Consider the following 25,239-nt stretch of genomic DNA (forward strand, 5'->3'; position numbering starts at 1 on the left):
CCTCAGGCCTTCGCGCGGCGGCGTCCGCGGCGTTCGCGGGTCGGCCCGCCGCCACCTTCTTCGGTGCCATCAACGCCCGAGGAAAACCCGCCAAGTTCCATTGCGATCTGATCCAGGCTGGGCGCGTCGCCGCGCGGCGACGTCTCCAGCGCGGCGCGCATGTGGGACAGGTGTTCGGGCGTGGTGCCGCAGCAGCCGCCGATGATGGTGGCACCACAATCGCGCGCCAGAACGGCGTAGCGCGCCATCAACTCGGGCGTGCCGTCATAGTGGATGTGGCCATCCACATACTTCGGGATGCCCGCGTTGCCTTTGGCGACCACGGGTCGTTCGCTGCCCGAGGCGCGGAAACCGAGAACCGTGCGCAGAAGATCCGAGGCACCGACGCCGCAGTTGGCGCCGTAGGCCAGGGGCGTATGGTCCAGTTTTTCGACCATCGCGGACATGCCCGCCGAGGTCAGGCCCATCATCGTGCGCCCTGCGGTATCAAAGCTCATGGTGCCGACCCAGGGCATGCCCGACAGCTGCGCGGCTTCGGCGGCGGCCTGGTATTCCTCGGGGGCCGAGATCGTCTCGACCCAGAGCACATCGGCGCCGCCCGCTTTGAGCCCTTCGGCCTGTTCGTGGAACATCTCGACGGCCAATTCGTGGGTCAGCGCGCCCATGGGGGCCATGATTTCACCGGTCGGCCCGACGGAGCCTGCGACAACGACGTCGCGGCCCGCGCTGTCGGCCACCGCACGCCCGATCTCGGCGGCGGCTTTGTTCAGCTCGAACACACGCGATTGGGCATCGTGGAGTTTCAGGCGCGCGGCGGTGCCGCCGAAGGAATTGGTCAGGAACAGGTCCGAACCCGCATCGACGGCGCCTTTGTAGAGTTGGGTGATGCGGTCGGGGTGGTCGATGTTCCACAACTCTGGCGCATCGCCCGATTGCAGGCCCATGTTGAACAGGGTCGTGCCGGTCGCGCCATCGGCCAGGAGCCAATCGCGGGAGGCAAGCATGCGGGAGAGGGCGTCGGACATGGGGGGCTACCTTGAAAGAGAAAACGCGCGCCCGAGGGATGGCCCGGACGCACGTTATGAGCAAGATGCAAAATCTGCATGATTTTTATGAACCGGGCTCATCCCGCGCTCAAGTAGCGCGAAGCGCGGTAGCGCATTCCCGCGCTCAAGTAGCCCGAAGGGCGGTAGCGCAAAAAAAAGGAGTCTTCTTCAGACTTCGTTCATCAACTGCTCTTGCGCGACGGCCATCAGGCTTTCGTATTTCGCGCGCACCTCGGCCTCGGGAAGTTTGCCATCCAGATCGCCCATGACCTTGCGCATGACGTCTTCGTGCCCGGCCTCCTCAAAGTCGGCCTTTACCACTGCGGCGGCGTAGGCATTGGCGTCGTCGCCGGATTTGCCCAGGGCCTCGGCCACCCAGAGACCCATCAGCTTGTTGCGGCGGGCCTGGGCTTTGAACTGCATCTCGGCATCATGGGCGAACTTGTTTTCAAAGGCATTTTCGCGGTCGTCGAAGGTGGACATCGGGCGCTCCGTTCCAAGGGGTGAGGGGTGTTGGCGCAACCTTAACGCCCCGCGCCAAGGGGCCGCAAGTTCATCTTCGCCCTGACGCCGCCGCGCGCTTGCGACACAACGCGCGTTGCCCTATAGCCCGTTGCAATTGGTGGCCACAGCCCTTGAGCCGCCCGAAACCCTGGGAAAACACGCATGGCACGCCGGAAGCTGGTCTACGAAGGCAAAGCAAAAACCCTTTATGAAGGGCCCGAGCCCGGCACGTTGGTGCAATATTTCAAGGATGACGCGACCGCCGGGAACGGCGAGAAGAAGGACGTGATCGACGGCAAGGGGGTGCTCAACAACCGCCTGTCCGAGTTCTTCATGCAGGGCCTCGGCAACATCGGGGTGCCGACGCATTTCATCAAGCGGCTGAACATGCGTGAGCAGTTGATCCGCGCGGTGGAGATCATCCCGCTGGAGGTGGTCGTGCGCAACGTGGCGGCGGGCTCGATCTGTCCGCGTCTGGGGATCGAGGAGGGCACGCCGATGCCGCGCCCGATCGTGGAGTTTTATTTCAAGAACGACGACCTGAAGGACCCGATTGTCAGTGAAGAGCATATCATCGCTTTTGGCTGGGCGGCGCAGCAGGATCTGGACGATATGGTGAGCCTGGCGCTGCGGGTGAATGATTTTCTGAGTGGTCTGATGTTGGGGGTCGGCATCAAGTTGATCGACTTCAAGATCGAGATCGGCCGGATCTGGGACGGTGATTTCATGCGCCTGATCGTGGCCGATGAGATCAGCCCCGACAGCTGCCGTTTGTGGGACATCGAGACCGGGCGCAAGTTGGACAAGGACGTGTTCCGGCGCGATCTGGGGGATCTGGCGGACGCCTATACGGAAGTGGCGCGGCGGCTGGGGATCATGCCGCAGGGGCCTGTTGGGGCGACGAAGCCGACGTTGATCAACTGAGGCCCTGGTTTGGGCGAAGAATTGAGCGTGCGGCGCGGGTTTCTTGCGTCGGATTGAGTTGTATTTGGCAAGATGAAGGGGAGGCCGCGCGATGAAAGCTGTCGTCACCGTGATGTTGAAGCAGGGCGTGTTGGATCCGCAGGGGGCGGCGGTGCAATCGGCGCTGGGCTCGCTGGGGTTTGAGGGTGTGAATGGCGTGCGTCAGGGCAAGGTGATCGAGCTGGATCTGGCGGACGGGACCAGTGAGGCGCAGGTGGGTGAGATGTGCGAAAAGCTGCTCGCCAATACCGTGATCGAAAGCTACCGGGTGGATATGGGCTAGGGCGCCCTTGGTGCAGGCCCGGCGGTTCTTCCAGGGGTTGCCGTTTGCGCTTTGCCTCGTGAGTCTGGGTTTGGCCGGGTGGACCGCGACCTCGACGCTGCGATCAGAACTCACCTTTGAGGTGCGTACCATCCTTGGCAATGGGATTGACCGATTGCTGGATCTGGATGGCGAGACATCGGAGCCTGCCACTGAGGCGCGGGTCGTGGCGCGCGTCGTGTCGGGGCCACGGTCTGTTGATATCATCACCGTGACGGGCGTGCCGCTGGACGGGCTTGTCGAGGGCACCCGAGGGGTCGCGCATTTGACCCGGGCGCGGCGGGCTGACTATGGGCCGGTGCAATTCCCCAGCGATTTTGGGCCCTCGTTTCTGATGGGTTTTCTTGGCCTGGGTTTTGGGGCATATGCGGCGCAACGCCGTCGCAGGCGGGCATGAAGGGGATATCACCATGAAAGCTGCCGTTCTCGTCTTTCCGGGATCCAACTGTGACCGGGACCTGGCTGTGGGCTTCCGCAGCGCGGGGTTTGACACCCAGATGGTCTGGCACAAGGAGACGGCGCTGCCCGAGGGCAGCGACGTGGTGGGCATCCCCGGCGGGTTCTCTTACGGGGATTACCTGCGGTGCGGCGCCATCGCGGCGCAATCGCCGATCATGAGCGCGGTGGCGCGCTTTGCGGAGCAGGGCGGGCATGTTCTGGGCGTGTGCAACGGGTTCCAGGTGCTGTGCGAGACGCGGCTTTTGCCGGGCGTTTTGATGCGCAATGGCGGGATCAAGTTTGTCTGCCGGCCCGAGCCGCTGATCGTGGCGACCACGGCCAGCCCGTTCACCGATGGCTATGGCCTGGGTGATCAGATCACCGTGCCGGTCGCGCACCACGATGGCAATTTCCAGATCGACGACGCGGGCCTTGCGGCCTTGCAGGGCGAGGATCGTATTGCCTTCACCTATGCCGACAATCCCAACGGCTCGCGCGCCGATATCGCGGGCGTGTTGAGCGCCAATCGGCGCGTGATGGGGATGATGCCGCATCCGGAGCGTTCGGTGGACGCAGCCCACGGCGGCACCGACGGCAGCGCGCTTTTCGCGTCTTTGGCGGCGGCGCTGGTCGCGGCCTGAAGCCGCACGCCTGCCCCCGAGCAAGCGCGCGCCCCGGCGCAGCCCCCTTGAGGCGCGCCCGGGCGCGGCATAGTCTTCGCCCATGAGCCTTGTTGATCGTCCCGCGACCCCACCCCTGCGTGGTATCCGACGCCCCTGGGTGTTGCGCGTGCTGATGGTTCTGTTCCTGGGCGGCGCGATTGCGGTGATCTGGATTTCCAACATCCTGCTGACCGAACGCTTTACCGAGACGACGCGCAACCGCGCGGAGGTGCGGCTGGCGCTATATTCAGGCTCGGTCCTGTCGGAAATCCAGCGCCACCAGGTGGTGCCACTGCTCCTGTCGCGCGATCCGTCGCTGATCCGGTCATTGGAGGCCAATGACTATACGCAGACCTCGCAATACCTGATCTCGTATGTGGAGGATATCGGCGCGGCCTCGATCCTGCTTCTCGACCGCGAGGGGCGTGTTGTGGCGGCCACGGACCGCGCGCGGATTGCCGAGCGGCGCGACAGTGACCCTTTCTTTGTTGAGGCGACACGCTCGCCCAACACGGTCTTTACCTCGAACGAGCCCGAGACGGGCCGGTTTGATTTCACCTTCTCGCGCCAGATCGAGAACGGCGATGGCCTGCTGGGCGTGATCCTGGTGGAGATCGATCTGGCGCGCCTGGTGGAACGTTGGCGCGGGGCCTCGGAAGCGGTGTTTCTGACCAATTCCCAGGGCGATATCATCCTATCGACAGAGCCGCGCTGGCGCGGGCGGACTGAGGCCGAGGCGATGGCGCTGCGCACGCCGCCCAACGCCATCCAACGCGCGCTGGAGGGGGCGGGGGATTGGGCCTTTGGCGATCCCAGTCCGAACTTCTTCGGCTCAGCCACGATCCGGCTGGAAAGTCGCATTACCTTCAGGGGTTGGCGGATCGTCAGCTATACCGCCTATACCTCGGTGAGGGAGCGTGTGAACGGGGTTCTGGCGCTTCAGATCATGGGATTCGCGCTGCTTCTGGCGGGCGCGTTCTATCTGTTGAGCCGCCGCGCGCGGTTGCAGACGGCGGTGCTGGCGCGCGAGTCGGCGGAGTTGCGCCGCCTCAACGCACGGCTACAGCGGGAAATTGCCGAGCGTCAGAGGGTCGAACGGACCCTTGAGGAGGCCGAATTGAGCCTGCAGCAAAGCCAGAAATTGGCGGCCCTGGGCGAGATGTCGGCGGCGGTGTCCCATGAGTTGAACCAGCCTCTGGCGGCGATGAAAACCTACCTGGCCGGTGCGCGACTTTTGCTGCAGCGCAAACGCACCGAAGAGGCGGCGTCGAGCTTCCAGCGCATCGATGATCTGATCGAGCGGATGGGGGCGATCACGCGGCAGCTGAAATCCTATGCCAGAAAGGGCGGAGACGCGTTGGAGCCGGTCGATATGCGCGACGCCTTGAAGGGCGCGCTGACGATGATGGAGCCGCAATTGCGCAGTGACACGGTCCACATCACCCAGTCGCTGCCGCGCAAGCCCGCGATGGTCCTGGCGGATCGTCTGCGGCTGGAGCAGGTGATCATCAATTTGCTGCGCAATGCGCTCGACGCGATGGGGGGGCGGTATGACAAGGAAATCGACCTGATTATCGCGGAAGGTGACGAAGTTGTGTTGACCGTGCGCGACAACGGGCCGGGGATTGACGATCTGGATGCTTTGTTCGAGCCATTCTACACGACGAAGAAACCCGGAGAGGGGGTCGGCCTTGGGTTGGCGATCTCATCGGGGATTGTGAAGGACCTGGGCGGGCGCCTCTCGGCGCGCAACGGGGAAGAGGCGGGCGCGGTCTTCGAGGTGCGCTTGCCGGCACTGGGTGAGGCGCGCAACGCGGCGGAATAAAGGCCGTGGGGCGTGGTATGGATTGGACTGGCCCCTGTGTGGGCCGATGAACTGAGGTCGTCGCGCCAGGAGGGCCCGTGAGAGGCTTGGCACACAACGCGCTCAAGATGCCCGACGGGCGGTAGCGCAAAAATGCGCCCTTTAGGTGCGCCAAGCGCGGCAGGGCAAAAAATGCGCCCTCAAGTAGCGCGAAGCGCGGTAGGGCAAAAAAACAAGGAGTCTTCACTCATGAAGATCGCGATTGTAGATGATGAGCAGGACATGCGGCAGTCGATCAGCCAGTGGCTGGCGCTGTCGGGCTTCGACACCGAGACCTATGCCAGCGCGGAAGAGGCGCTGAAGGGCATCGGCTCGGATTTTCCGGGCGTCGTGGTGACGGATGTGAAGATGCCGGGCATGGACGGGATGGCGTTTCTGAAGCGCCTGATGGGGGTCGATAGCGGCATTCCGGTCATTCTGATCACCGGCCACGGCGACGTGCCGATGGCGGTGGAGGCGATGCGGATCGGGGCCTATGATTTTCTGGAAAAGCCGTTCAACCCGGACCGGATGACGGATCTGGCCAAGCGGGCGGGCCAGCAGCGGCGTTTGACGTTGGATAACCGCGCGTTGCGGCGGGAGTTGAGCGACGGCACGGTGCTGATGCGCAAGCTGATCGGGTCGAGCCCGGTGATGGAGCGGTTGCGCGAGGATATTCTGGATCTCGGTCAGGCCGACGGCCATGTGTTGATTACGGGTGAGACGGGGACCGGCAAGACGTTGGTGGCCCATGCGCTGCACGCTGTGGGGCCGCGCGCGGGCAAGCATTTTGTGGTGCTCTCCTGCGCCGCCCATGAGGAGGAAGAGCTGTCGGCCAAGCTGTTCGGCCCGGTGGGCGAGGATCAGGACAAGCCGCTGGTCGAACAGGCCCGCGGCGGCACGCTGGTGCTAGAGGATGTGGAGGCGCTGTCCCAGGCGCTGCAAGCGCGCCTTCTGACGTTCATCAACGACCAGGGCACGCCCGCCGAGACGCGGATCGTCGCCATTTGTAACGCGCCCGAGCCGGACCAATGCGAAGGCGCCTTGCGGCCGGATCTGTTCTACCGCCTCGCCGCCATGCGCATCGATCTGCCGCCTTTGCGCCAGCGGGGCGAGGATATCCTGACCCTCTTCACCCGGTTCGGAGAGCAATTCTCCGAGGAATATGGCACCGACGCGCCGCAAGTCACGGCGCAGGAGGCGGCGCAACTGTTGCAAGCGCCCTGGCCCGGCAACGTGCGGCAGCTGATCAACATCTCCGAGCGGGCGATCCTGCAGCAACGGCGGGGGTCCGGCTCCATTGCCTCGCTTCTGATGTCCGACAACACCCAGATCGCCCCGCAGGCGATGGGCGAGGGTAAGCCGTTGAAGGAATACGTGGAGGCGTTCGAGCGGATGCTGATCGACAACACGATGCGCAGACATCGCGGCTCCATCGCCAGCGTCATGGACGAGCTCTGCCTGCCGCGCCGGACGTTGAATGAGAAGATGGCGAAATATGGGTTGAGCCGGTCGGATTATTTGTAAGGGGCGTGACTGATCTATGGGCAAACCTAATCATTGCGTTCTCAATCGGCCTGCTCGTTCTGACTTCAATTCTGGGCGGGTATCTGGTTGGGGTCGGCAGATGGCGCTTGGGCGGTTGTCTTGTCGCAGCCTGCGTGTTTCTGATCCTGAAGGACAATACGCCGGGAGGGCAGTTCAGCGACCTTCCGTTGTTGATAGCGGCGGTGGCCCTCTACCTCGCGCTTGTCGGCCTAACGGCAGGATTTATTCGGCTTCGCGAATGGGGGCGGGCCGCTGGTCTCGTTACCGTAACGGTCCTTGCTGCGACGGTTCCCCACCTTCTGGGCCGTTTGGAAAATGCCAGGATCGAGGCGATGGTTTTGGATGCGGCTTTGGTGCCGGCGGAGCTTCACCTTTCTGGGGCAAGCATAGTGATCCTGGATGCACCCGACATCGGACGCCTGCAACTGGCGGAGCGTTTTGATCTTGCTTCGGTTCACGTCGTTTCTTTCCGTGAGAGACCGCTGGCGCCGCTGCGTTCATTGTCGGCAATCCCTCTGATCCTGTCGCAAACTGAGCGACCGGACTTTATCTTGACCACGTCGCATTATGGCAGTTTTTCCGAGAACTACCCTGAACATGCCAGGCTTTCGCCCGAGCTTGCCGAGCATGTCTGGGAAGAGGCCTACCTGTTTGACGCCAGCGCATGGCCCGCGCCCGAAAGCCTGATCGCGCGGCAAGTCGTGGCACACCGCCGAGTACCGCTTCTGGGTTTTCCTTGGACGCAGAGTGGGCAGTTGGCCCTGGATGCGGGGCAAACCTTTCAACCCTTGTTTTGCGCGGTCGAGCGAGATCTGCGCCGCTTCTGTGATCCCTAGCGATGCCGGGACTTGGGGGCATATAGCGGCGGGCGGTTGTCGCATTGGCGTGCCTGCCTTGCGGCTGCGGTGTTCGGGCCTTTCGTCTGTTTCATTTCCAAACCCCATCGTTTCCCCATTGTCTTTTCGTTCTTCCCGCCCTTAATGTAATTGGACTGGCCCATTGGTCAGACAACAGGTTCTCTGCCCCTTTGACGTTTGTGCAGCGCGATGACGCCGCACCCACAAAGGGCGCAGGTCACTTGGCCCTCGCGCGAGAATCCGCGCTTTGGGTCGCCTTTAACCGCCTCGCCCCGTGACACGGGCAGGCTTCTTGATTGGATGGCAGGTCAACACGCGGCCGCGCCACCCGGAGAACGCAGCGATGCATGGCCTCGGCGCTCAGATCGAACACGTAAGGCGACTTCCCGTCGCCTGTGTTCGTGCCGCCAGGCCCCTCGCTCTAACAGCACAACGTGACACTTCGATAGCGACACTGCAGGGCTTTGCCCCGTGCAGGCGCGCGGGGCTGTCACGGGCAAGGATACAATGGCAAAAACAATGCTCATCGATGCCACCCACGCGGAAGAAACCCGCGTTGTGGTGGCAGATGGAACCAAGGTCGATGAATTCGATTTTGAGTCGCTAAACAAGCGGCAACTCGCAGGCAACATATATTTGGCAAAGGTAACGCGGGTCGAACCCTCGTTGCAGGCTGCGTTTATTGATTACGGGGGGAACCGGCACGGTTTCCTGGCATTCTCGGAAATCCACCCCGATTACTACCAGATCCCGATCGCCGACCGCGAAGCGCTTCTGGCCGAAGAACGCGCCTATGCCGAGCAGCAGGCGAAGGAGGAGGAGGAGGAATCCGCCAAACCCAAGCGCCGCCGCCGCCGCCGTCGCACCGATACCAAGGCGGAAGAGGCCGGCCCGGATGCGGTGGCCACCGGCACGCCCTCGGGCATGGATGTCGTCGATCTGGAAGACGGCGAAGAGGCCGATTCCGTCGAAGGTCTGTCGCCGATGGAGCTGGTGAAAGAAACGCCGGTGGAAGAGCCTGAGGGGGATGCTGAGGGTGAGGCTGATGCGTCGGATGCGGATGAGGGTTCCGATGACGGGGCCGAAGATGGCGCTGATGATGGCGCTGATGACGGGTCCGATGATGGCTCCGATGACGGGGCGGACGCAGAGGCTGACGCGGATACAGAAACCGTGGCAGACGACGATGCCGTCGAGGAAATCCGCCCGGTCCGCAAGCCGCGCCCGAAGAAATACAAGATCCAGGAGGTCGTCAAAGTCCGCCAGATCATGCTGGTGCAGGTCGTCAAGGAAGAGCGCGGCAACAAGGGTGCGGCGCTGACCACCTATCTGTCGCTGGCCGGTCGTTACTGCGTGCTGATGCCCAACACCGCGCGCGGCGGCGGGATTTCCCGCAAAATCACCAACGCCGCCGACCGCAAGAAGCTCAAGGACATCGCCACGGCCCTGGACGTGCCCCAGGGCGCGGGCCTGATCGTGCGCACGGCGGGCAGCCAGCGCACCAAGACCGAGATCAAGCGCGACTACGAATACCTGCAGCGCCAGTGGGAACAGATCCGCGAGTTGACCCTCAAGTCCATCGCGCCCGCCCCGATCTACCAGGAAGGCGACCTGATCCACCGCACCATTCGCGACCTCTACAACCGCGATATCGATGAGGTCATCGTGGAAGGTGAGGCGGGCTACAAGCACGCCAAGGACTTCATGCGGATGATCATGCCGTCCCACGCCAAGAAGGTGAAACGCCACACCGGCGGCGTGCCCTTGTTCGCGAAACACAAGGTGGAAAGCTACCTGTCGGACATGTTCAATCCGACGGTGCAGCTGAAATCCGGCGGCTACATCGTGATCAATATCACCGAGGCTTTGGTGGCGATTGACGTGAACTCGGGTCGGTCCACGAAAGAGGGCTCGATCGAGGATACGGCGACGAAAACCAACCTGGAGGCCGCTGAAGAGGTGGCGCGTCAGGTGCGCTTGCGCGACCTCGCCGGTCTGATCGTGATCGACTTCATCGACATGGATGAGCGGCGCAACAACAACGCTGTTGAGAAGCGCATCAAGGATAAGTTGAAGACCGACCGCGCGCGCATTCAGGTGGGCCGGATCAGCACGTTCGGCCTGATGGAAATGTCGCGCCAGCGCCTGCGCCCCGGCATGCTGGAGGCCACGACGCAAGGCTGCCCGCATTGCCACGGCACGGGCCTCGTGCGCTCGGACGACAGCCTGGCGCTGTCGATCCTGCGCCAGCTGGAAGAAGAAAGCGCGCGGGGACGCTCCAAGGAAGTGCTGCTGACGGCACCCGTGGGCATCGTGAACTACCTGATCAATTTCAAGCGCGACTACCTCGACAGCATCGAGGCGCGCACCGGCATGGCGATCCGGATCGAGGCCGATGCCGCGTTGGTGGTGCCCGACTACAAGCTTGAGAAGTTCAAGACCGCCACCCGCAAGATCACCGCCGTGGCACCCATCGTGTCGATGGATGCGGGCCTGATGGATGACATCGATGAAGATGTCGCCGACGAGGATCTGGTCGACGAGGTCGAAGAGGCCGTCGAGGTCGCAGAGGACGCCAACGACGAAGGGGGGCAGCCCAAGAAGAAACGCCGCCGCCGTCGGGGGGGCCGGGGCCGCCGCCGGAACAGCGATGAGAACGGCGACAACGGTAACGCCGCCGAGGACGGCCCGAAGGGCACGGAGGAGGGGGCCGCCGAGGCGGATGCCGAGGCGCCCGCAGCCGCTGAGCCCGCGCCGGAGGACGGTGAAGAACAGCCCAAAAAGCGCCGCCGCTCGCGGCGCGGGGGGCGAGGCCGCAAGTCCGAGGCGCCGGTTGACGCCGATGGTTTGGCCGCAGCGGAGAATGCGTCGGACGCTGCAGAGGCCGAGGCCCCTGCGGCAGAGGCTGCCGAGGCTGCGCCATCCGATCCTGTTGCAGAGCCCGAAGCGGCCCCGGAAGTGGCCGCTGAGCCGGCCCCTGAACCCACGCCCGAGCCGGTCGCGGCTGAGGCGCCTGCGCCAGAGCCGGAGCCAGCCCCAGAGCCTGAAGTCGCTGAGCCTGAGGTCGTTGAAGCCGAAGCCGCGCCGGAACCCGAAGCCGAGCCCGAGCTCGTCGCGGCAGAGCCGACGCCCGAGCCCGCAGTGGCCGTGCCCGAAGAACCCGCCAAGCCGAAACGGCGCGGCTGGTGGTCGCGCGGCTAGCACATGATCCCAAAAAAAGGGCGCCCCAGCGGGCGCCCTTTTCGCATGGGTAACCCAAATCGCTCAGCGCGAGGTATCGCGAATGATCGCCACGATGTCTTGCATGTTCGACAGCGGCACATAGCCCTGCACCATCTGATCGCCAAAGACGAAGGACGGCGTCCCGGTGATCCCCATCCGCTGCCCCAGCGCATAGTTCGCGTCGATGGTCGTCTGCACCAGCGGGTCTTCCATCGCCTCAAAGATCGCCTCGCTATCCAGGCCCAGATCGTCAGCCAAGCGCGCCAGCGCCAGCTCTGTCACGTCCGAGCGCATCGCCATCAGCGCGTCGCCGACCTGCTCATAAGCCTCGCCGCCAAGCGCGATGTTGGTCGCAATCGCGAAGCGCGACGCGAGGACCGATTGCTCGCCCAGGATCGGGAATTCCTTGGTGATGATGCGGATGTTGCCATCGGTTTCCACCAGTTCGGTCACTTCCGGGTGCGCGCGGCGGCAGAAGCTGCAGCGATAATCGACGAACTCCACGATCACCACGTCGCCGTCGGGGTTGCCGCCGACGTGGTCGAAGGCCGAGTTGAACAGCGCGGGCGCGTTTTGCACCACGGCGACTTCCTGGGCGGCGGCTTCCTCTTCGGCCTGGCGCTGTTCCAGCACCGCGATCGCCTCCATCAGGACCTCGGGGTTATCCAGCAGATATTGCCGGATTTCGCCGCGAAAGGCCTGGCGCTCGGCGTCGGTCATGTCGCCAATGTCGGTCGCAAACGCCGGGGCGGCCAGGACGGCCAAGGCGGCCACGCTCATCATCAATCGTTTCATCCATCTCTCCGCTCAACGGGTGTTTGCCCCGGTCTAGCACATCGGAACGGCGACGCCATTGACGAAACCGCCCGTGGATGGTCTCACACTTTCGTGACCTTGCCGGAGCCGCCCCATGCGCCAATCGACCCGATCCCACGTCGACCCGTTCATCGTGATGGATGTCATGGAACAGGCCCGCGCCGCGGAGGAAGCGGGGCGTCACATCATCCATATGGAAGTCGGCCAGCCGGGCACCGGCGCGCCGGAGGCCGCGCGCGCGCGTCTGGCCGCCGAGATGGCGGCGGGCCCCCTGGGCTACACGGTGGCGTTGGGCCGCCCGGATCTGCGCGCGGGCATCGCAGCACTCTACGCCGAGTGGTACGGCGTGGATCTGGACCCGTCGCGTGTGGTTCTGACGGCGGGCGCGTCGGGTGCGTTTATCCTCGCCTTCACGGCGCTTTTTGATGCGGGCGCGCGGGTGGCCTTGGGCGAGCCCTGTTATCCGTCCTATCGCCAGATCCTCTCTGCCCTGTCGTTGGAGCCCGTGGGTCTGCAAACCCATATCGAGACGCGGTTTCAGCCGACGCCCGATCACCTTGATCCGTCCCTCGACGGGTTGATCGTGGCAAGCCCCGCCAATCCGACGGGCACGATGCTGTTCAAGCCAGAGTTAACGGCGTTAACCAATGCCTGCGCCGCCCAGGATATCGCCTTGATTTCAGACGAGATTTACCATGGCCTCCAGTATGAAGGCCGCGCGGTAAGCGCGCTGGAAGTGACGGACGATGTCTATGTCATCAACTCATTCTCTAAGTATTTCTCCATGACCGGATGGCGGCTGGGGTGGATGGTGGTCCCGCCGGATCACGTGCGCACGATTGAACGGTTGGCCCAGAACATGTTCATCTGCCCCTCGCACGCCGCCCAGGTCGCAGCCTTCGGTGCGCTGTCGCCTGAGGGTCGCGCCGAGTTGGACCAGCACCGAGAGACCTACGCGAAGAACCGCCAGATCCTGCAAGAAGGCCTGCACGCGGCGGGGCTGACCAACACCGCGCCCGCCGACGGCGCCTTCTACGTCTATGCCGATGTGAGCCATCTGACCGATGACGCCCGCGCTTTCGCCGCGCGGATCCTGGACGAGGCGGGCGTTGCCGTGACCCCCGGCCTTGATTTCGACAAATCGCGCGGGGCGGGGACGTTGCGGTTCAGCTACGCGCGGGCGACGGGCGATATCGAGGAAGGCGTCGCGCGCCTTGGCACGTTCCTGACAAGCCTCTAGGCCGCGCCCTTGGGATCGGCTAAACAGAGGCCAATCAACAAAGGGGAAAATCCCGTGTTTCGAGCAGTTCTGATCCTCGCGCTCCTGTGCTTCAGCGCGCCCGTTGCGGCGCAAACCCTGGGCGCCTCGGCGCGCGCCTTGCCCGAGGGCTCGTCCTTGGAGGGCAACCGGAGGGGCACTGAGCTGACCCTCGCGCTCAGCCAGGCGGTGCCGTTCCGGGTCTTCACCCTGGATGATCCGATGCGCGTCGTGGTGGACTTTCGCACCGTGGATTTCTCGGCACTGCCCGAGGATTTCGACGATGCGCGCCACGTGGAAAGCGTCGCCATGGGCGGGGCTGCGACGCCCGGCTGGTCGCGGATGGTCCTGTCGCTCAACACGCCGCAAGCGCTGGATACGGCGGCGATGGAGACCGACGACAGCACCGGCCAAGCTATTGTTTCGCTGACGCTTTCCCCCTCGGACGCCGAGAGTTTCGCCGCTGCCGCCGGGGCGCCGCCGGGTCTGAACGCGGTGCTTTTGCCTGTCGTCACCCAAGCCGTGCCGCCCCAAGATAATATCCTGGTCATTATGCTGGACCCGGGCCACGGCGGCGTCGACCCGGGCGCCATTCGCGACGGGTTCACCGAGGCCGACTTGATCCTGACCTTCGCGCGGGAGCTGCGCGAGGTGATGCGCCGGACCGGCCGCATTCAGGTGGAAATGACCCGCGACGCCGATATCTTCGTGCCCCTGCCCACCCGCGTGACGCTGGCGCGTGCGGCGGGCGCGGACCTGTTCATCTCGCTCCACGCCGATGCGATTGCCGAGGGGCGCGCCCAGGGCGCCTCGGTTTACACGTTGGCCGATGAGGCCACGGATGTGGCCACCGCCGCACTGGCCGAGCAGCATGACCGGGCCGATCTGTTGCAGGGCATTGACCTGAGCGGCAGCGATGATGAGGTGGTTGGGGTTCTGCTGGATCTTGCCCGGATCGAGACCGCGCCGCGGTCGCGCGCCTTCGCCGATATCCTTGTACAAGCCATTGAGACCACAGGATTAGACCTGCACGCGCAGCCGCGCGGGGAGGGGGCCTTTTCGGTCCTGAAGGCAGCGGATTTCCCGGCGGTTCTGCTGGAGATCGGCTTCCTCAGCGCGGGCGGAGATCTGGAGAACATTCGCAACCCGCAATGGCGCGCGCGGATGCAGGCGGCGATCACCGGGGCGGTGATTGCCTGGAGCCAGGCGGATGCGGCGGCAGATGCTCTCAGGCGGCAATGATCAAAGCCCGGTGAACCGGGCCAGCCAGACGGAATGGCCGCGCAACTCGGCATCATCAGGGCGGAACCAGATGACTTCAAAGCCGTTCTCAGCCAGCAAGGCCCGGTAATCGTCCGGGTCCAGGCTGGCGTGGTAGACGGGGCTGTTCCCGACGCGGCCGACGCGTACGCCGGCCTCTGGCCCCGAGGTGAACATCAACCGCGCATCGGCGCGCGAATGGGCGGCGAAAACCGGGAACATGTCCCGCTGCGCCTGGGGCGTGAGGTGGAAAAAACTGTTGAACGCCAGAAGGATATCGAAGCGCTGCCCCAGCGCCATCTCGCGCATGTCGGCCAGAACACGGGTGACTTCGGGCACCCGCAGGGCGCATTCCGCCAACATCTCGGGCGCGCCATCGACACCGGTCACGGCATCGCCGCGCGCCACGAACCACTCGGCAATCGGCTGCCCCGAGCCGCACCCCAGATCGAGCACCCGCAGGGGCGCGGCACGCCCGGCCACGCAGGCCTCCAACGCCGGACGCTCCCACAGCGATTGCCCCCGTTCGCGCGCCCACCGGGCAGCCTCGACACGGTAGTTTGGCAATATGTCCTCTGGCCCCTTCATCACAACAGCGTAACCCTACGTTTCCACGGCGAAAACCCGCCCAGTTGCTTTTGACCGACGCCCTCCGGGCGCGTATAACGGGTGCAGTATTGGGGAAGCAGGCAGACCATGCGATTCATTATCGGATTTTTCGGCGCGATTTTCAGCGCCGTGACCCTGGGGTTGGTCTTTGCCGCGCTTGGCGTGGGCGGGCTGATCTACATGTATTCCCAGGGCCTGCCGGACCATGAGACGCTGTCGAATTATTCGCCGCCGACCATCAGCCGCATCTACTCGCGCCAGGGTATGATCGTCGACGAATTTGCCACCGAACGGCGCTTGTTTACCCCCGCCGAAGAGATCCCGGACCTGGTGTCTTTTGCCTTTGTCTCGGCTGAGGATCGCAACTTCTACAACCACCAGGGCTATGACCCGCGCGCCATTGTGGCCGCCTTCGTGGATGCCGTCCGCTCGCGCGGGCAGGACGTACGCGGGGCCTCGACCATCACCCAGCAGGTGATGAAGAACTTCCTTCTGGACGGCTCGCGCACCGTGGAACGCAAGGTGCGTGAGATCATTCTTGCCGCCAGGATCGAGCGGACGCTCAGCAAGGACCGCATTCTGGAGCTGTACTTAAACGAGATTTTCCTGGGCCAGAACTCCTACGGTGTGACCGCTGCGGCCCAGACCTATTTCAACGCGACGCTGGAAGACCTGACCCTAGAGCAGGTGGCTTATCTGGCGGCGCTGCCCCAGGCGCCGTCGCGATTCCACCCCGTCGATGACTATGAGCGCGCGATCATCCGCCGCGACTATGTGCTGCGCGAAATGTATGAGAACGGCTATGTGACCCGCGAAGAGATGGAGGCGGCCCAGGCTTCGCCGCTGGAAACGGTGCAGGGCGGCCATATCGAGGCGTTCCGCCTGTCCCGTCCGCCGCGCAACTACTTCACCGATGAGATCCGCCGCCAGTTGTCCGCCGAGTTTGGCGCCGATGAGTTCTTCTCGGGCGGCTATGCGGTCCGCTCGACCATGGACGAAAGCCTGCAAGAGGTGGCCGAAGCCTCGCTGCGCCGCGCGTTGGAGCGGTTTGACCGCAACCTGGGCACCTGGCGCGGGGCGACCGATACGATTGACCCATCGCTGCTGACGGACGAGGCAAGCTGGCGCGAGGCGCTTGGCGATGCCGAAATCGCGCGCGACATCGACGGCTGGTTTGCGGCAGTGGTGTTGGAGGTTGGCGACACCTCGGCCCGGATCGGGATCGAGGGTGTGGAAGAGGACGAGGATGGCCATTTCATCCCCGCCAACGACGTCACCTGGGCGCGGCCCCTGCGCGAGGACGGCTCGCGCGGCAACACCGCACGGGTGGCGGGCGATTTGTTGTCCGTCGGCGATGTGGTCCATGTGCGAGCGATGACGTCCGACAGCGACGGCAGCTTTATCCGCTGGACCCTGCGTCAGATCCCGGAAGTGCAGGGCGGGTTCATGGCGATGGACGTGCATACCGGCCGCGTGTTGGCGATGCAGGGCGGGTTCTCGTACCAATTTTCCTCGTTCAACCGCGCCACCCAGGCCACGCGCCAGCCGGGGTCGAGCTTCAAGCCCTTCGTTTATGCGGCGGCTTTGGACTCGGGCTATTCGCCCAACACCATCGTCATCGACGCGCCGATCGAGGTCTCGACCGGTGAAGGCATCTGGCGGCCCCAGAATGCGTCGAACCAGTTCTATGGACCCTCGCCGTTGCGCACGGGGATCGAGCGCTCGCGGAACCTGATGACGGTGCGTCTGGCCCAGGATGTGGGGATGGAGACCGTCGCGCGCTATGCCGAGCGCTTTGGCGTTTATGACGACATGCAGCCATTCCTGGCCAATTCGCTCGGCGCACAGGAAACCACGCTGTTCCGCATGGTTGCGGCCTACGCGATGTTCGCCAATGGCGGCGAGCGGGTGGAGCCGACCTTGGTGGACCGGATTCAGGACCGCTACGGGCGGACGGTCTATCGCCACGACCAGCGGCTTTGCCCGGACTGCGAATTGGCATCGCTGGAAGAAGGGCTGGCCCCGCGCATCGTGTCAACGCGCGAGCGGGTGATCGACCCGATCACGGCCTATCAGCTGACCTCGATGATGCGCGGCGTGGTCCAGCGCGGCACGGCAGCCAGCACGGTCAACCTGCCGGTGCCTGCGGCGGGCAAGACCGGGACCACGAACGATACCCGCGACGTCTGGTTCGTGGGCTATACCTCGAACATCGTGGCGGGCTGCTACATCGGCTACGACACGCCCGAGACGATGCGCGGCGGGTCGGGCGGCGGCATGTGCGGCCCGGTGTTCCAGCGCTTCATGCTGGAGGCGATCGAGGAATATGGCTCGGGCGATTTCCCGGTGCCGGAAGGCGGGCAGTTCTACCCCATCGACCGCTTCTCGGGTGCGCGCCTTCCGTCCGGTGCCTCGGGCGACAATGTCGTCTACGAGCTGTTCCGCGCGGGCGAAGAGCCCTATGCCGGGCTTTTGTCGGTGATCGACGGGGGGTGGGCGATGTCGTCTGACATTCCGATGTTCACCCAGGGCGACGGCGGTGGAGATGGCGGCGGCGGACAGGGCACGGTGGTTGAGACCTCGGGCGGTGAGACGGCCCGGGTGCCGACGAACACCGGTTTCGGTACGCTCAGCGCCGGTGGCTTGTACTAACCTATCCGCCGGGCGCCAGACTTTTGCAAAAGTCTGGGCAAAGCCTTGCAAGGCTTTGGCTGCGCCCCGGGCTTCGGTCGCGCCTTGAGGGTTGCCGTGCGCTGGTTTATCCCTTGCGCAACCAAACTCCGAAGGGGCCGTCATGCGCGCCGAAACCCAAGCCAACATCGACAAGATCCGTAATTCACTGACCCTCTTGGGTCAGCGCATGGATATTGAGACCGCCCCGCATCGGTTGGAGGAATTCAACGCGCGCGTCGAAGATCCGGACCTGTGGAATGACCCCGAGAAGGCGCAGAAGTTGATGCGGGACCGGCAGGTGCTGGTCGACAAGCTCAAGCAATATGAGACGATCAAGCAGGGCGTGGATGACAATGCCGAGTTGATCGAGTTGGGCGAGATGGAGGGGGACACCGAGGTGGTGGAAGAGGCCGAGGCCGCGTTGGCCGCCCTGGTCGAGGACGCCGCCGCCAAAGAGCTGGAGGCGCTGCTCGACGGCGAGGCTGACAGCAATGATACGTTCCTAGAGATCAACTCGGGCGCGGGGGGCACGGAAAGCTGCGATTGGGCCTCGATGCTGGCGCGGATGTATACGCGGTGGGCAGAAAAGCAGGGCTATGACGTAGACCTGCAGTCCTTCTCGCCGGGTGAAGAGGCGGGGATCAAATCCGCCGTTTACAAGATTTCGGGCCACAACGCCTATGGCTGGTTGAAGTCCGAGTCCGGGGTGCACCGGCTCGTGCGGATCTCGCCGTTTGATAGTGCCGCCAAGCGGCACACGTCGTTTACCTCCGTGAAGGTCTATCCGGTCGTCGATGACAACATCGAGATTGAGGTTAACCCCTCTGACATCCGGCTCGACACCTATCGGTCTTCGGGCGCGGGGGGGCAGCACGTGAACACCACGGATTCCGCGGTGCGGATCACCCACCACCCGACGGGGATCGTGGTGACGTCCTCGGAGAAATCTCAGCACCAGAACCGCGACATCGCCATGAAGGCCTTGAAATCAAGGCTCTACCAGTTGGAGTTGGACAAGCGCTCGGCCAAGGTAAACGAGGTGCATGAGAATGCGGGGGATGCGGGCTGGGGCAACCAGATCCGGTCCTATGTGTTGCAGCCTTACCAGATGGTGAAGGATCTGCGGACCTCGTTCGAGACCTCTGACACGCAGGGCGTGTTGGATGGGAACATTGATGGCTTGATGGCCAGCGTGTTGGCGATGGATGTGTCGGGCAAGAGCCGTGCAGAGGCCAATGCGGACGACTGACTTGCCGATGCCGCGCTTGGGGCGGGCGTCGAGTTTGAGTTGTATTTGGCAAGATGAAGCAGGGAGGCCGTGCCCATGACCGAGCTTTGGCGCAGGGGGGCAGCGGAGTTGTCGCGTGCGATTGCGGCGCGGGAGGTGTCTTGTGTTGAGGTGATGCGGGCGACGCTGGGGCGGATCGATGCGGTGAACGGCGCGGTGAATGCCATCGTGTCGTTGCGCGACCGGGAGGCCTTGATGGGCGAGGCGCGGGTCGCGGACGCGGTCGGCGGGGGCGGATGGCTCCACGGGGTGCCGGTGGCGATCAAGGATCTGGTGGCGGTGAAGGGGCTGCGCTCGACCTGGGGCTCGCGGCTATTTGCGGATTTTGTGCCAGACGCGGATGACGGCTTGGCTCGCGCGTTGCGGGGCGCGGGGGCCATGATCATTGGCAAGACCAATGTGCCGGAATACGGGCTGGGGTCACATTCCTCGAACGGGGTGTTCGGGGTGACGCGCAATCCGTTTGATCTGTCGCGCACGGCCGGGGGATCCTCTGGCGGGGCGGGGGCGGCGCTTGCTACGGGGATGGTGAGCCTCGCTGACGGGTCCGACATGATGGGCAGCCTGCGCAACCCGGCGGCCTGGAATGACGTGTACGGGTTCCGACCCTCGGTCGGGCTTGTGCCGGGTGAGCCGCGGGACAATGTGTTGTTGCACAGGCTCTCAACCCTGGGGCCGATGGGGCGCAGCATTGAGGATGTGGTGGCATTGTTGGGGACGATGGCGGGCCGGGCGATGGAAATTCCCGCCGCCCCAAAGGCGCCGAAGGTCGCCTGGCTGGCCGATTGGGGCGGCGCATATCGGATGGACGCGGGGCTTTTGGTCGAGGGGGCCATGGCGCTGGCGCGGGGCAAGGATCTGGGCTGGCGGATCGAGGCCATGGCCCCGCCGATGTCCGCCGAGGCCCTTTGGGACGGCTGGACGACGCTGCGGTCGTTCGTGGTGGCCCAGGAGCTGGCCCGTCCCTGGCGCAGTCCGGTGGAACGGGACCTTCTGAACCCGCAAGCCATTTGGGAGGTCGAGCGGGGCCTCGCCCTGACCGGCGATGCCGTGGAACGCGCGGCCCAGATCCGGCGCGATTGGTTGGCCGTGCTGGACCGGCTGTTCGAAACCTATGACGCCATCGCGTTGCCCGCCACGCAGATGTGGCCCTTCCCGGCGGAGTGGGATTGGCCGCGCGAGATCGGGGGCCAGCCCACGGACACCTATCACCGCTGGATGGAATGCGTCGTGCCCGCCAGCCTCGCGGGACTGCCCGCGCTGGCGCTGCCGGGGGGCTATAGTGACACCGGATTGCCCCATGGGTTGCAGTTGATCGGGCCGCATGGCGCAGACGAAAAAGTGCTGGCGATGGGGGCGGCCTGGGAGGCGATGATCGGCCCGCGCGTGGCGCGCGATCCGGCCTGACACGCCCGCTTTACGCGACGCCCCGCCTGCCGCTACACTTCAGGCGGGAGGATCAGACCATGTCAGAGACCACCGTACATCCCGTCGGCGAGGGCGCGCCGGATATTCGAGAGCTCCACCTGCGTGACATCTTCACCGCTTTGCGCCTTGGCTTGAAGGATTTCCTGCGCAAGCCCGCGATGGGGCTGTTCTTTGCGGCTGTCTATGTGGTGGGGGGCTGGCTTTTGTACCTGTTTCTTTTCGTGACCCATCAGGAGTGGTTGGCGATCCCGATCACCGTAGGCTTCCCGCTTCTGGGGCCGTTCCTTGCCGTAGGGCTCTATGAGGTCTCGCGTCGTCTGGAGGCGGGGCAAACGACCTGGGCGCGCAATGATATTCTGGGCGTGATCTGGCAGCAGCGCCTGCGGCAATTGCCGTCGATGGCCTGGGTGGTGATCATCTACTTCCTGTTCTGGTCGTTCTTCGCCCACATGCTGTTTGCCCTGTTCCTGGGCCCCTCGGCACTGACTAATGTGACCAGCTCTTACGCCTATCTGTTGCAGCCCGAGGGCGTGTTGATGCTATTGGTCGGCACGGCGTTCGGGGCGGCCTTTGCCTTCGTGCTCTTCTCGCTGACGGTGGTGTCGCTGCCGCTGTTGCTGGACCGGGAGGTCGACTTCGTCACGGCGATCATCACCTCGATCTCGGTCGTGAAGCAGAACTTGCCGGTGATGCTGACCTGGGGTGTGGTGATTGCGGGGCTGACGTTTCTGGCGATGGTGCCGGGGCTTTTGGGGCTTTTCGTGGCGCTGCCGGTTTTGGGACATGCCACCTGGCACATCTACCGCCTGGCAACAGTCACCGGGCCCGGCGCATAAAAAAGCCGGGCAGGGCGCCCGGCTTTTCCTTGGAATGTCAGTTGGTTCAGTCCTTGGCGGTCGGCGCGGGGCCGGCGGCTGCCGGGCGCGGGATCGCCGAGGACGGTGCCTCGGGTGCAGAGGGCGCCCCGGTGGAGACCGGGGTGCGCGCTGTCGGGACCGGATTGTTGGCGCCGGTGGACAGCGGATCTTCGGCGCGCTGGACGGAGCCTTCGAAGTGAGCGCCGCTTTCGATCGCGATGGTCTTGTGGATGATGTCGCCTTCCACGCGCGCGGTCGAGGTCAGGCGGACCTTCAGGCCGCGAACCCGGCCCACGACGCGGCCTGTGACGACGATGTCGTCGGCCACGATCTCACCTTCGATGTTGGCGCTTTCGCCGACCGTCAGCAGATGCGCGCGGATGTCGCCCTGCACGGTGCCTTCGACCTGAATATCGCCGGTTGTGCGCAGGTTGCCCACAATCGTCAGGTCCGTGGACAGCATCGAGGGCTGTGGCTTGGTCTTGCCGCCGGTGGCCGCAGAGGTATTTGGTTTATTCATGGTGTCTCCAGAAGGTGTGCCCGACGCAGTGGCCGAACCAACACTGGCGGATCCATCAGACGTACCGCCTGCTTTGGCTCCGGGTTCATTGATCTTGGATTTAGAAAACATTGCGTCCTGCCCTTATGAACGTCATCGGATTGACGGGCGTCCCGTTGCGATGCACCTCGTAGTGCAAATGTGTGCCCGTACACCGACCCGTGCAGCCCATATCACCTAACAGGTCCCCGCGCGAGACCCTTTGCCCCTCATTCACACGAATGCGCGAAAGATGGGCGTAGCGTGTCATGAACCCATTGGCGTGTTCAATCTCGACTGTATTGCCATAACCGCTTTGGCGGCCAGTGAAACTCACGATACCGCTGCCACCGGCAACAATTTGCGTGCCGCGAGCGCCTGCGAAGTCGACGCCGTTGTGCATCCGGCGCGAGCCGTTGAAGGGATCGCCGCGGGGGCCGAAGCCCGAGGTGGTCCGGAACGAGCCGCGCACCGGCATGGCCAGGGGCATCCGCTCGGCGGCGATGCGGTACATGTTGATGCGATCGAGCGCCTCAAGCACCTCATTGGCGCGCATCGAGATTTCGTCGGCAGGCTCGCCCGAGGTCGACAGGATCGGCGTCAGCGGGCCACCCTGGCCGGAATAGCCCCGGCGCACGGCGTCAATCAGATCATCGGTGTTCATGCCTGCGGCGCGGAACATGTCGTCCAGCGGCTCCATCGAGATGGCGACGGCCTCTTCCAACTGGCGGAACACGCGGCTGGAGCGTTCGTCTGTCAGTGCGGCCTCAAAGTTCAGGCGGTTAATCTCTTCCTCGGCCTCGGCCACCATGGTGTAGCCGGTGTCACGTTCTTCTGCGGTCAGCTCCAGCGCCTGGTTGAGGAAGGCGAGGGTGGTCTCAAGCTCTTGCTCGCGCTCGGCGGCGGTCAGTTGCGTGCCGGTGTCGGCCTGAAGCTCGGATTGCAGGGTGGCCTGGGCCAGACGCGCTTCGTCGCGTTCGTCGATGGTGCGGCGCAGGGTGGATTGGATGACGTCGACGGCGATTTCCAACTCGCGCGAGCGCTCTTCACTGTCCAGAAGCTGGGTCTGCATCGCCGAGACCTGGTCCATCGCAAGCGCGAAGCGGTCCTGGGCGGCGCTGGCATTGGCGGCGTATGCATCCCGCTCGAGCGCCAGAAGGTTCAGGCGCTCCTGGTACATGGCCTGTTCGCGTTCCGCCAGATCGCGGGCGTTGCCTGCGGAAATAGAGTCAATCAGGAAGAAGGAGGTTACGATAACCGTCCAGCCCACCATAACGGCGGACCCCAAGATCATGCTGGCCTGCGTAATCGGGCGCAGGCGGATAAACCGCGTGCCTACTTCCGATTTTAGAAAGAGACGTTGCTCTGGCAAATGCCGTTCCAACGCCGCGTTCACGCGGCTAAAAAGCCGAGATGTCACTGTATTTGCGCCTCGCTTCCCCTTGTTTATTGCTGCGTCGCCAGCTTGTCCCAGGCGGCAGCCACAGCAGGCTTGGGGATAAGCCACACTGCGCATTGTGCCAACACCCTAATGGGTAACACGTTAAAAAGCACCGAAAAAACGCACAAAGACGGCGGAAATTCGCCGATTGTGGCGGTCGATCTTGTAACAGAAGCTGCGCTCAATCGGCCAGCGGCCAGTAGAAATCAGGCGGAATGCCTGCTTCTGCGCGTTTTTCTTCGTTGAAGGGCGGCTTGAGGGGGCCGTGGAAATAGCGTTGTACGAGGGTGTGGAACGCCTCCTTCGGGTCCAGATCATGGCGCCCGCATAGGAAGTGGAACCATTTGGAGCCGTAGGCGACATGGTGGACTTCCTCGGCGTAAATCACCTCCATCGCGGCGACGGCCTGTTTCGCCGCCGGATCGTCCTTGGCGTTCTGGAAAATGCGGATCATGCCGGGGGTGACGTCGAGGCCGCGCGCCTCCAGCACCATCGGCACGACGGCGAGGCGGCCCATCAGATCACCGGCGGTATCCTCGGCCGCGCGCCACATGCCCGCATGGGCGGGCAAGGCGCCGTAGTGGGAGCCCATGGCTTCCAGGCAATCGGCGATCAGGTTGAAATGCTTGGATTCTTCGTCCGCTGCGCGCACCCAATCGTCGAAGAAGCCGAGGGGAAACGGCGTGGTGCTGAACCGCGCGATCAGGTCCCAATGGAGATCCACGGCGTTCAATTCGATGTGGGCCACCGCGTGCAGGATTGCGATGCGCCCCTGGGGCGAGCCGGGCTTGCGGCGCGGCACGTCACGGGGGTCGAGAAGCGCCGGCGCGTCGGGCCGCGCGGGCGCGTCGGGCGGGGAGGCGGTGCCGATTTCAGGCGTTTCGCCGGCGCTACGCGCGGCCTGCCACTGGGCGGCGAAGGTGCGCGACAGGGCGGTTTTTGCGCGGGCATCGGCGGTGCGCAGCACCTGGTCGGCCATATGAGCGAGGGGGATCATGGAGGGCGTTTGGCCTGCGCTGCGGGATTAGTCAAATGGAGCGGCTTGCGCCGCATTGTTTTTGTTTAATGGGAATTGGGGGCCAGCCCCCAATTCCTGCGCGGTCCAAGGGACCGCGCGCCCTCCGGGGGGAGTTTTTCTGGCAAGATGAAAGGGGAGCGCGCTAGAGGGCGCGTGCGGCTTCCAGCACCTCTTCCGCGTGGCCCGGCACTTTCACTTTGCGCCAGATCTGCGCGATCTTGCCCTCGCCGTCGATCAGGAACGTCGCACGTTCGATCCCCATGTATTTCTTGCCGTACATGTTTTTCTCCACCCAGGTGCCATATTGCTCGCAGATGTCACTTTCGGCGTCGGAGACCAGGGGGGTCGAGAGGTCGTGCTTGGTGATGAATTTGTCGTGCTTGGCGGCGGTGTCTTTGGAGATGCCGATGATGGCCGTGTTCGCCTCGGCGAAGGCGGCTTCCAGGCCGGTGAAGGCGATGGCCTCTTTGGTGCAGCCGGGCGTGTCATCTTTGGGGTAGAAAAACAGCACTGTGGCCTTGGGACGCTGCGCCGAGAGCGTCAGGGTGCCGCCGCCGTCACGCGGCAGGGTGAAGTCGGGGGCGGGGTGGCCGGTCTCGAGCATGGGAAATCCTTTCGGGCATCAATCGGTTTCGCGTTTGCAAGCTA

At 64.2% G+C, this 25,239-nt stretch carries 22 protein-coding genes; 14 read left to right on the plus strand and 8 right to left on the minus strand.

Annotation, left to right across the window (positions count from 1 at the left end; genetic code table 11):
• Nucleotides 1–2: 2 nt before the first annotated feature.
• On the minus strand, nucleotides 3–1,025 hold the full coding sequence (gene bmt / locus AC6I9R_RS10635; RefSeq protein WP_461425548.1) for a betaine--homocysteine S-methyltransferase: 1,023 nt from the start codon (nucleotides 1,023–1,025) through the stop codon (nucleotides 3–5).
• Between the two features lie 189 nt (nucleotides 1,026–1,214).
• Nucleotides 1,215–1,529, minus strand: a complete 315-nt coding sequence (locus AC6I9R_RS10640; RefSeq protein ID WP_461425549.1) for a DUF1476 domain-containing protein — start codon at nucleotides 1,527–1,529, stop codon at nucleotides 1,215–1,217.
• Nucleotides 1,530–1,712: 183 nt separating this feature from the next.
• On the opposite strand from AC6I9R_RS10640, the gene purC reads away from it, so the two are divergent.
• The 8 genes from purC to AC6I9R_RS10680 all read left to right on the plus strand — a co-directional run bounded on the left by purC (nucleotide 1,713) and on the right by AC6I9R_RS10680 (nucleotide 11,384).
• Nucleotides 1,713–2,474, plus strand: a complete 762-nt coding sequence (gene purC, locus AC6I9R_RS10645; protein WP_461425550.1) for a phosphoribosylaminoimidazolesuccinocarboxamide synthase — start codon at nucleotides 1,713–1,715, stop codon at nucleotides 2,472–2,474.
• 91 nt (nucleotides 2,475–2,565) lie between these two features.
• Complete coding sequence (gene purS / locus AC6I9R_RS10650; protein ID WP_461425551.1) at nucleotides 2,566–2,796, plus strand: phosphoribosylformylglycinamidine synthase subunit PurS; 231 nt, start codon at nucleotides 2,566–2,568, stop codon at nucleotides 2,794–2,796.
• 121 nt (nucleotides 2,797–2,917) lie between these two features.
• Nucleotides 2,918–3,232 carry a hypothetical protein gene (locus AC6I9R_RS10655; RefSeq protein WP_497863105.1) on the plus strand — a complete coding sequence of 105 codons (315 nt, stop codon included), beginning with the start codon at nucleotides 2,918–2,920 and terminating at the stop codon, nucleotides 3,230–3,232.
• Between the two features lie 13 nt (nucleotides 3,233–3,245).
• A complete protein-coding gene (purQ, locus tag AC6I9R_RS10660; protein WP_461425553.1) occupies nucleotides 3,246–3,914 on the plus strand; it encodes a phosphoribosylformylglycinamidine synthase subunit PurQ in 669 nt (222 codons plus the stop codon).
• A gap of 82 nt (nucleotides 3,915–3,996) precedes the next feature.
• Nucleotides 3,997–5,760 (plus strand): sensor histidine kinase, encoded by a 1,764-nt coding sequence (locus AC6I9R_RS10665; RefSeq protein ID WP_461425554.1) that lies wholly within the window; start codon nucleotides 3,997–3,999, stop codon nucleotides 5,758–5,760.
• 228 nt (nucleotides 5,761–5,988) lie between these two features.
• On the plus strand, nucleotides 5,989–7,305 hold the full coding sequence (locus tag AC6I9R_RS10670; protein ID WP_461425555.1) for a sigma-54-dependent transcriptional regulator: 1,317 nt from the start codon (nucleotides 5,989–5,991) through the stop codon (nucleotides 7,303–7,305).
• 5 nt (nucleotides 7,306–7,310) lie between these two features.
• Nucleotides 7,311–8,162, plus strand: a complete 852-nt coding sequence (locus tag AC6I9R_RS10675; protein ID WP_461425556.1) for a hypothetical protein — start codon at nucleotides 7,311–7,313, stop codon at nucleotides 8,160–8,162.
• Nucleotides 8,163–8,690: 528 nt separating this feature from the next.
• On the plus strand, nucleotides 8,691–11,384 hold the full coding sequence (locus AC6I9R_RS10680; RefSeq protein ID WP_461425557.1) for an Rne/Rng family ribonuclease: 2,694 nt from the start codon (nucleotides 8,691–8,693) through the stop codon (nucleotides 11,382–11,384).
• 63 nt (nucleotides 11,385–11,447) lie between these two features.
• Here the strand turns inward: AC6I9R_RS10680 and AC6I9R_RS10685 are convergent, their stop codons facing one another.
• On the minus strand, nucleotides 11,448–12,200 hold the full coding sequence (locus AC6I9R_RS10685; protein ID WP_461425558.1) for a DsbA family protein: 753 nt from the start codon (nucleotides 12,198–12,200) through the stop codon (nucleotides 11,448–11,450).
• Between the two features lie 115 nt (nucleotides 12,201–12,315).
• Between AC6I9R_RS10685 and AC6I9R_RS10690 the strand changes: the two genes are divergently transcribed.
• Complete coding sequence (locus tag AC6I9R_RS10690; RefSeq protein ID WP_461425559.1) at nucleotides 12,316–13,461, plus strand: aminotransferase class I/II-fold pyridoxal phosphate-dependent enzyme; 1,146 nt, start codon at nucleotides 12,316–12,318, stop codon at nucleotides 13,459–13,461.
• A 54-nt stretch (nucleotides 13,462–13,515) separates the two neighbouring features.
• Nucleotides 13,516–14,721, plus strand: coding sequence for an N-acetylmuramoyl-L-alanine amidase (locus AC6I9R_RS10695; protein WP_461425560.1), 1,206 nt, complete (start codon nucleotides 13,516–13,518; stop codon nucleotides 14,719–14,721).
• Here AC6I9R_RS10695 and AC6I9R_RS10700 read toward each other — a convergent pair whose 3' ends face one another.
• Entirely contained in the window at nucleotides 14,722–15,306 is a 585-nt protein-coding gene (locus AC6I9R_RS10700) for a class I SAM-dependent methyltransferase (RefSeq protein ID WP_461425561.1), read from the minus strand.
• Nucleotides 15,307–15,435: 129 nt separating this feature from the next.
• On the opposite strand from AC6I9R_RS10700, the gene AC6I9R_RS10705 reads away from it, so the two are divergent.
• The 4 genes from AC6I9R_RS10705 to AC6I9R_RS10720 all read left to right on the plus strand — a co-directional run bounded on the left by AC6I9R_RS10705 (nucleotide 15,436) and on the right by AC6I9R_RS10720 (nucleotide 21,573).
• Complete coding sequence (locus AC6I9R_RS10705; protein ID WP_461425562.1) at nucleotides 15,436–18,000, plus strand: penicillin-binding protein 1A; 2,565 nt, start codon at nucleotides 15,436–15,438, stop codon at nucleotides 17,998–18,000.
• Between the two features lie 142 nt (nucleotides 18,001–18,142).
• Entirely contained in the window at nucleotides 18,143–19,270 is a 1,128-nt protein-coding gene (gene prfB / locus AC6I9R_RS10710; RefSeq protein WP_461425563.1) for a peptide chain release factor 2, read from the plus strand.
• 75 nt (nucleotides 19,271–19,345) lie between these two features.
• Entirely contained in the window at nucleotides 19,346–20,716 is a 1,371-nt protein-coding gene (locus tag AC6I9R_RS10715) for an amidase (RefSeq protein WP_461425564.1), read from the plus strand.
• Nucleotides 20,717–20,775: 59 nt separating this feature from the next.
• Nucleotides 20,776–21,573, plus strand: a complete 798-nt coding sequence (locus tag AC6I9R_RS10720; protein WP_461425565.1) for a DUF2189 domain-containing protein — start codon at nucleotides 20,776–20,778, stop codon at nucleotides 21,571–21,573.
• Between the two features lie 46 nt (nucleotides 21,574–21,619).
• Here the strand turns inward: AC6I9R_RS10720 and AC6I9R_RS10725 are convergent, their stop codons facing one another.
• The 4 genes from AC6I9R_RS10725 to AC6I9R_RS10740 form a co-directional block, all read right to left on the minus strand.
• A complete protein-coding gene (locus tag AC6I9R_RS10725; protein WP_461425566.1) occupies nucleotides 21,620–22,225 on the minus strand; it encodes a bactofilin family protein in 606 nt (201 codons plus the stop codon).
• Complete coding sequence (locus tag AC6I9R_RS10730; protein WP_461425567.1) at nucleotides 22,215–23,552, minus strand: DUF5930 domain-containing protein; 1,338 nt, start codon at nucleotides 23,550–23,552, stop codon at nucleotides 22,215–22,217. Before AC6I9R_RS10730 ends, AC6I9R_RS10725 begins: the two co-directional genes overlap by 11 nt.
• Before the next feature lie 202 nt (nucleotides 23,553–23,754).
• Nucleotides 23,755–24,570: a ferritin-like domain-containing protein gene (locus AC6I9R_RS10735; protein ID WP_461425568.1), complete on the minus strand. Its 816-nt coding sequence runs from the start codon at nucleotides 24,568–24,570 to the stop codon at nucleotides 23,755–23,757.
• Nucleotides 24,571–24,733: 163 nt separating this feature from the next.
• Nucleotides 24,734–25,195, minus strand: coding sequence for a peroxiredoxin (locus tag AC6I9R_RS10740; RefSeq protein ID WP_461425569.1), 462 nt, complete (start codon nucleotides 25,193–25,195; stop codon nucleotides 24,734–24,736).
• Nucleotides 25,196–25,239: the final 44 nt, after the last annotated feature.

The organism is Gymnodinialimonas sp. (assembly GCF_059726805.1).

Coding starts and splice junctions, on each gene's coding strand:
- AC6I9R_RS10720 (WP_461425565.1), top strand. CDS start 20,776: ATGTCAGAGACCACCGTACATCCCGTCGGCGAGGGCGCGCCGGATATT.
- purC (WP_461425550.1), top strand. CDS start 1,713: ATGGCACGCCGGAAGCTGGTCTACGAAGGCAAAGCAAAAACCCTTTAT.
- AC6I9R_RS10725 (WP_461425566.1), bottom strand. CDS start 22,225: ATGTTTTCTAAATCCAAGATCAATGAACCCGGAGCCAAAGCAGGCGGT.
- AC6I9R_RS10740 (WP_461425569.1), bottom strand. CDS start 25,195: ATGCTCGAGACCGGCCACCCCGCCCCCGACTTCACCCTGCCGCGTGAC.
- AC6I9R_RS10715 (WP_461425564.1), top strand. CDS start 19,346: ATGACCGAGCTTTGGCGCAGGGGGGCAGCGGAGTTGTCGCGTGCGATT.
- purS (WP_461425551.1), top strand. CDS start 2,566: ATGAAAGCTGTCGTCACCGTGATGTTGAAGCAGGGCGTGTTGGATCCG.
- AC6I9R_RS10665 (WP_461425554.1), top strand. CDS start 3,997: ATGAGCCTTGTTGATCGTCCCGCGACCCCACCCCTGCGTGGTATCCGA.
- AC6I9R_RS10680 (WP_461425557.1), top strand. CDS start 8,691: ATGGCAAAAACAATGCTCATCGATGCCACCCACGCGGAAGAAACCCGC.
- purQ (WP_461425553.1), top strand. CDS start 3,246: ATGAAAGCTGCCGTTCTCGTCTTTCCGGGATCCAACTGTGACCGGGAC.
- AC6I9R_RS10690 (WP_461425559.1), top strand. CDS start 12,316: ATGCGCCAATCGACCCGATCCCACGTCGACCCGTTCATCGTGATGGAT.
- AC6I9R_RS10735 (WP_461425568.1), bottom strand. CDS start 24,570: ATGATCCCCCTCGCTCATATGGCCGACCAGGTGCTGCGCACCGCCGAT.
- bmt (WP_461425548.1), bottom strand. CDS start 1,025: ATGTCCGACGCCCTCTCCCGCATGCTTGCCTCCCGCGATTGGCTCCTG.
- AC6I9R_RS10670 (WP_461425555.1), top strand. CDS start 5,989: ATGAAGATCGCGATTGTAGATGATGAGCAGGACATGCGGCAGTCGATC.
- prfB (WP_461425563.1), top strand. CDS start 18,143: ATGCGCGCCGAAACCCAAGCCAACATCGACAAGATCCGTAATTCACTG.
- AC6I9R_RS10705 (WP_461425562.1), top strand. CDS start 15,436: ATGCGATTCATTATCGGATTTTTCGGCGCGATTTTCAGCGCCGTGACC.
- AC6I9R_RS10685 (WP_461425558.1), bottom strand. CDS start 12,200: ATGAAACGATTGATGATGAGCGTGGCCGCCTTGGCCGTCCTGGCCGCC.
- AC6I9R_RS10640 (WP_461425549.1), bottom strand. CDS start 1,529: ATGTCCACCTTCGACGACCGCGAAAATGCCTTTGAAAACAAGTTCGCC.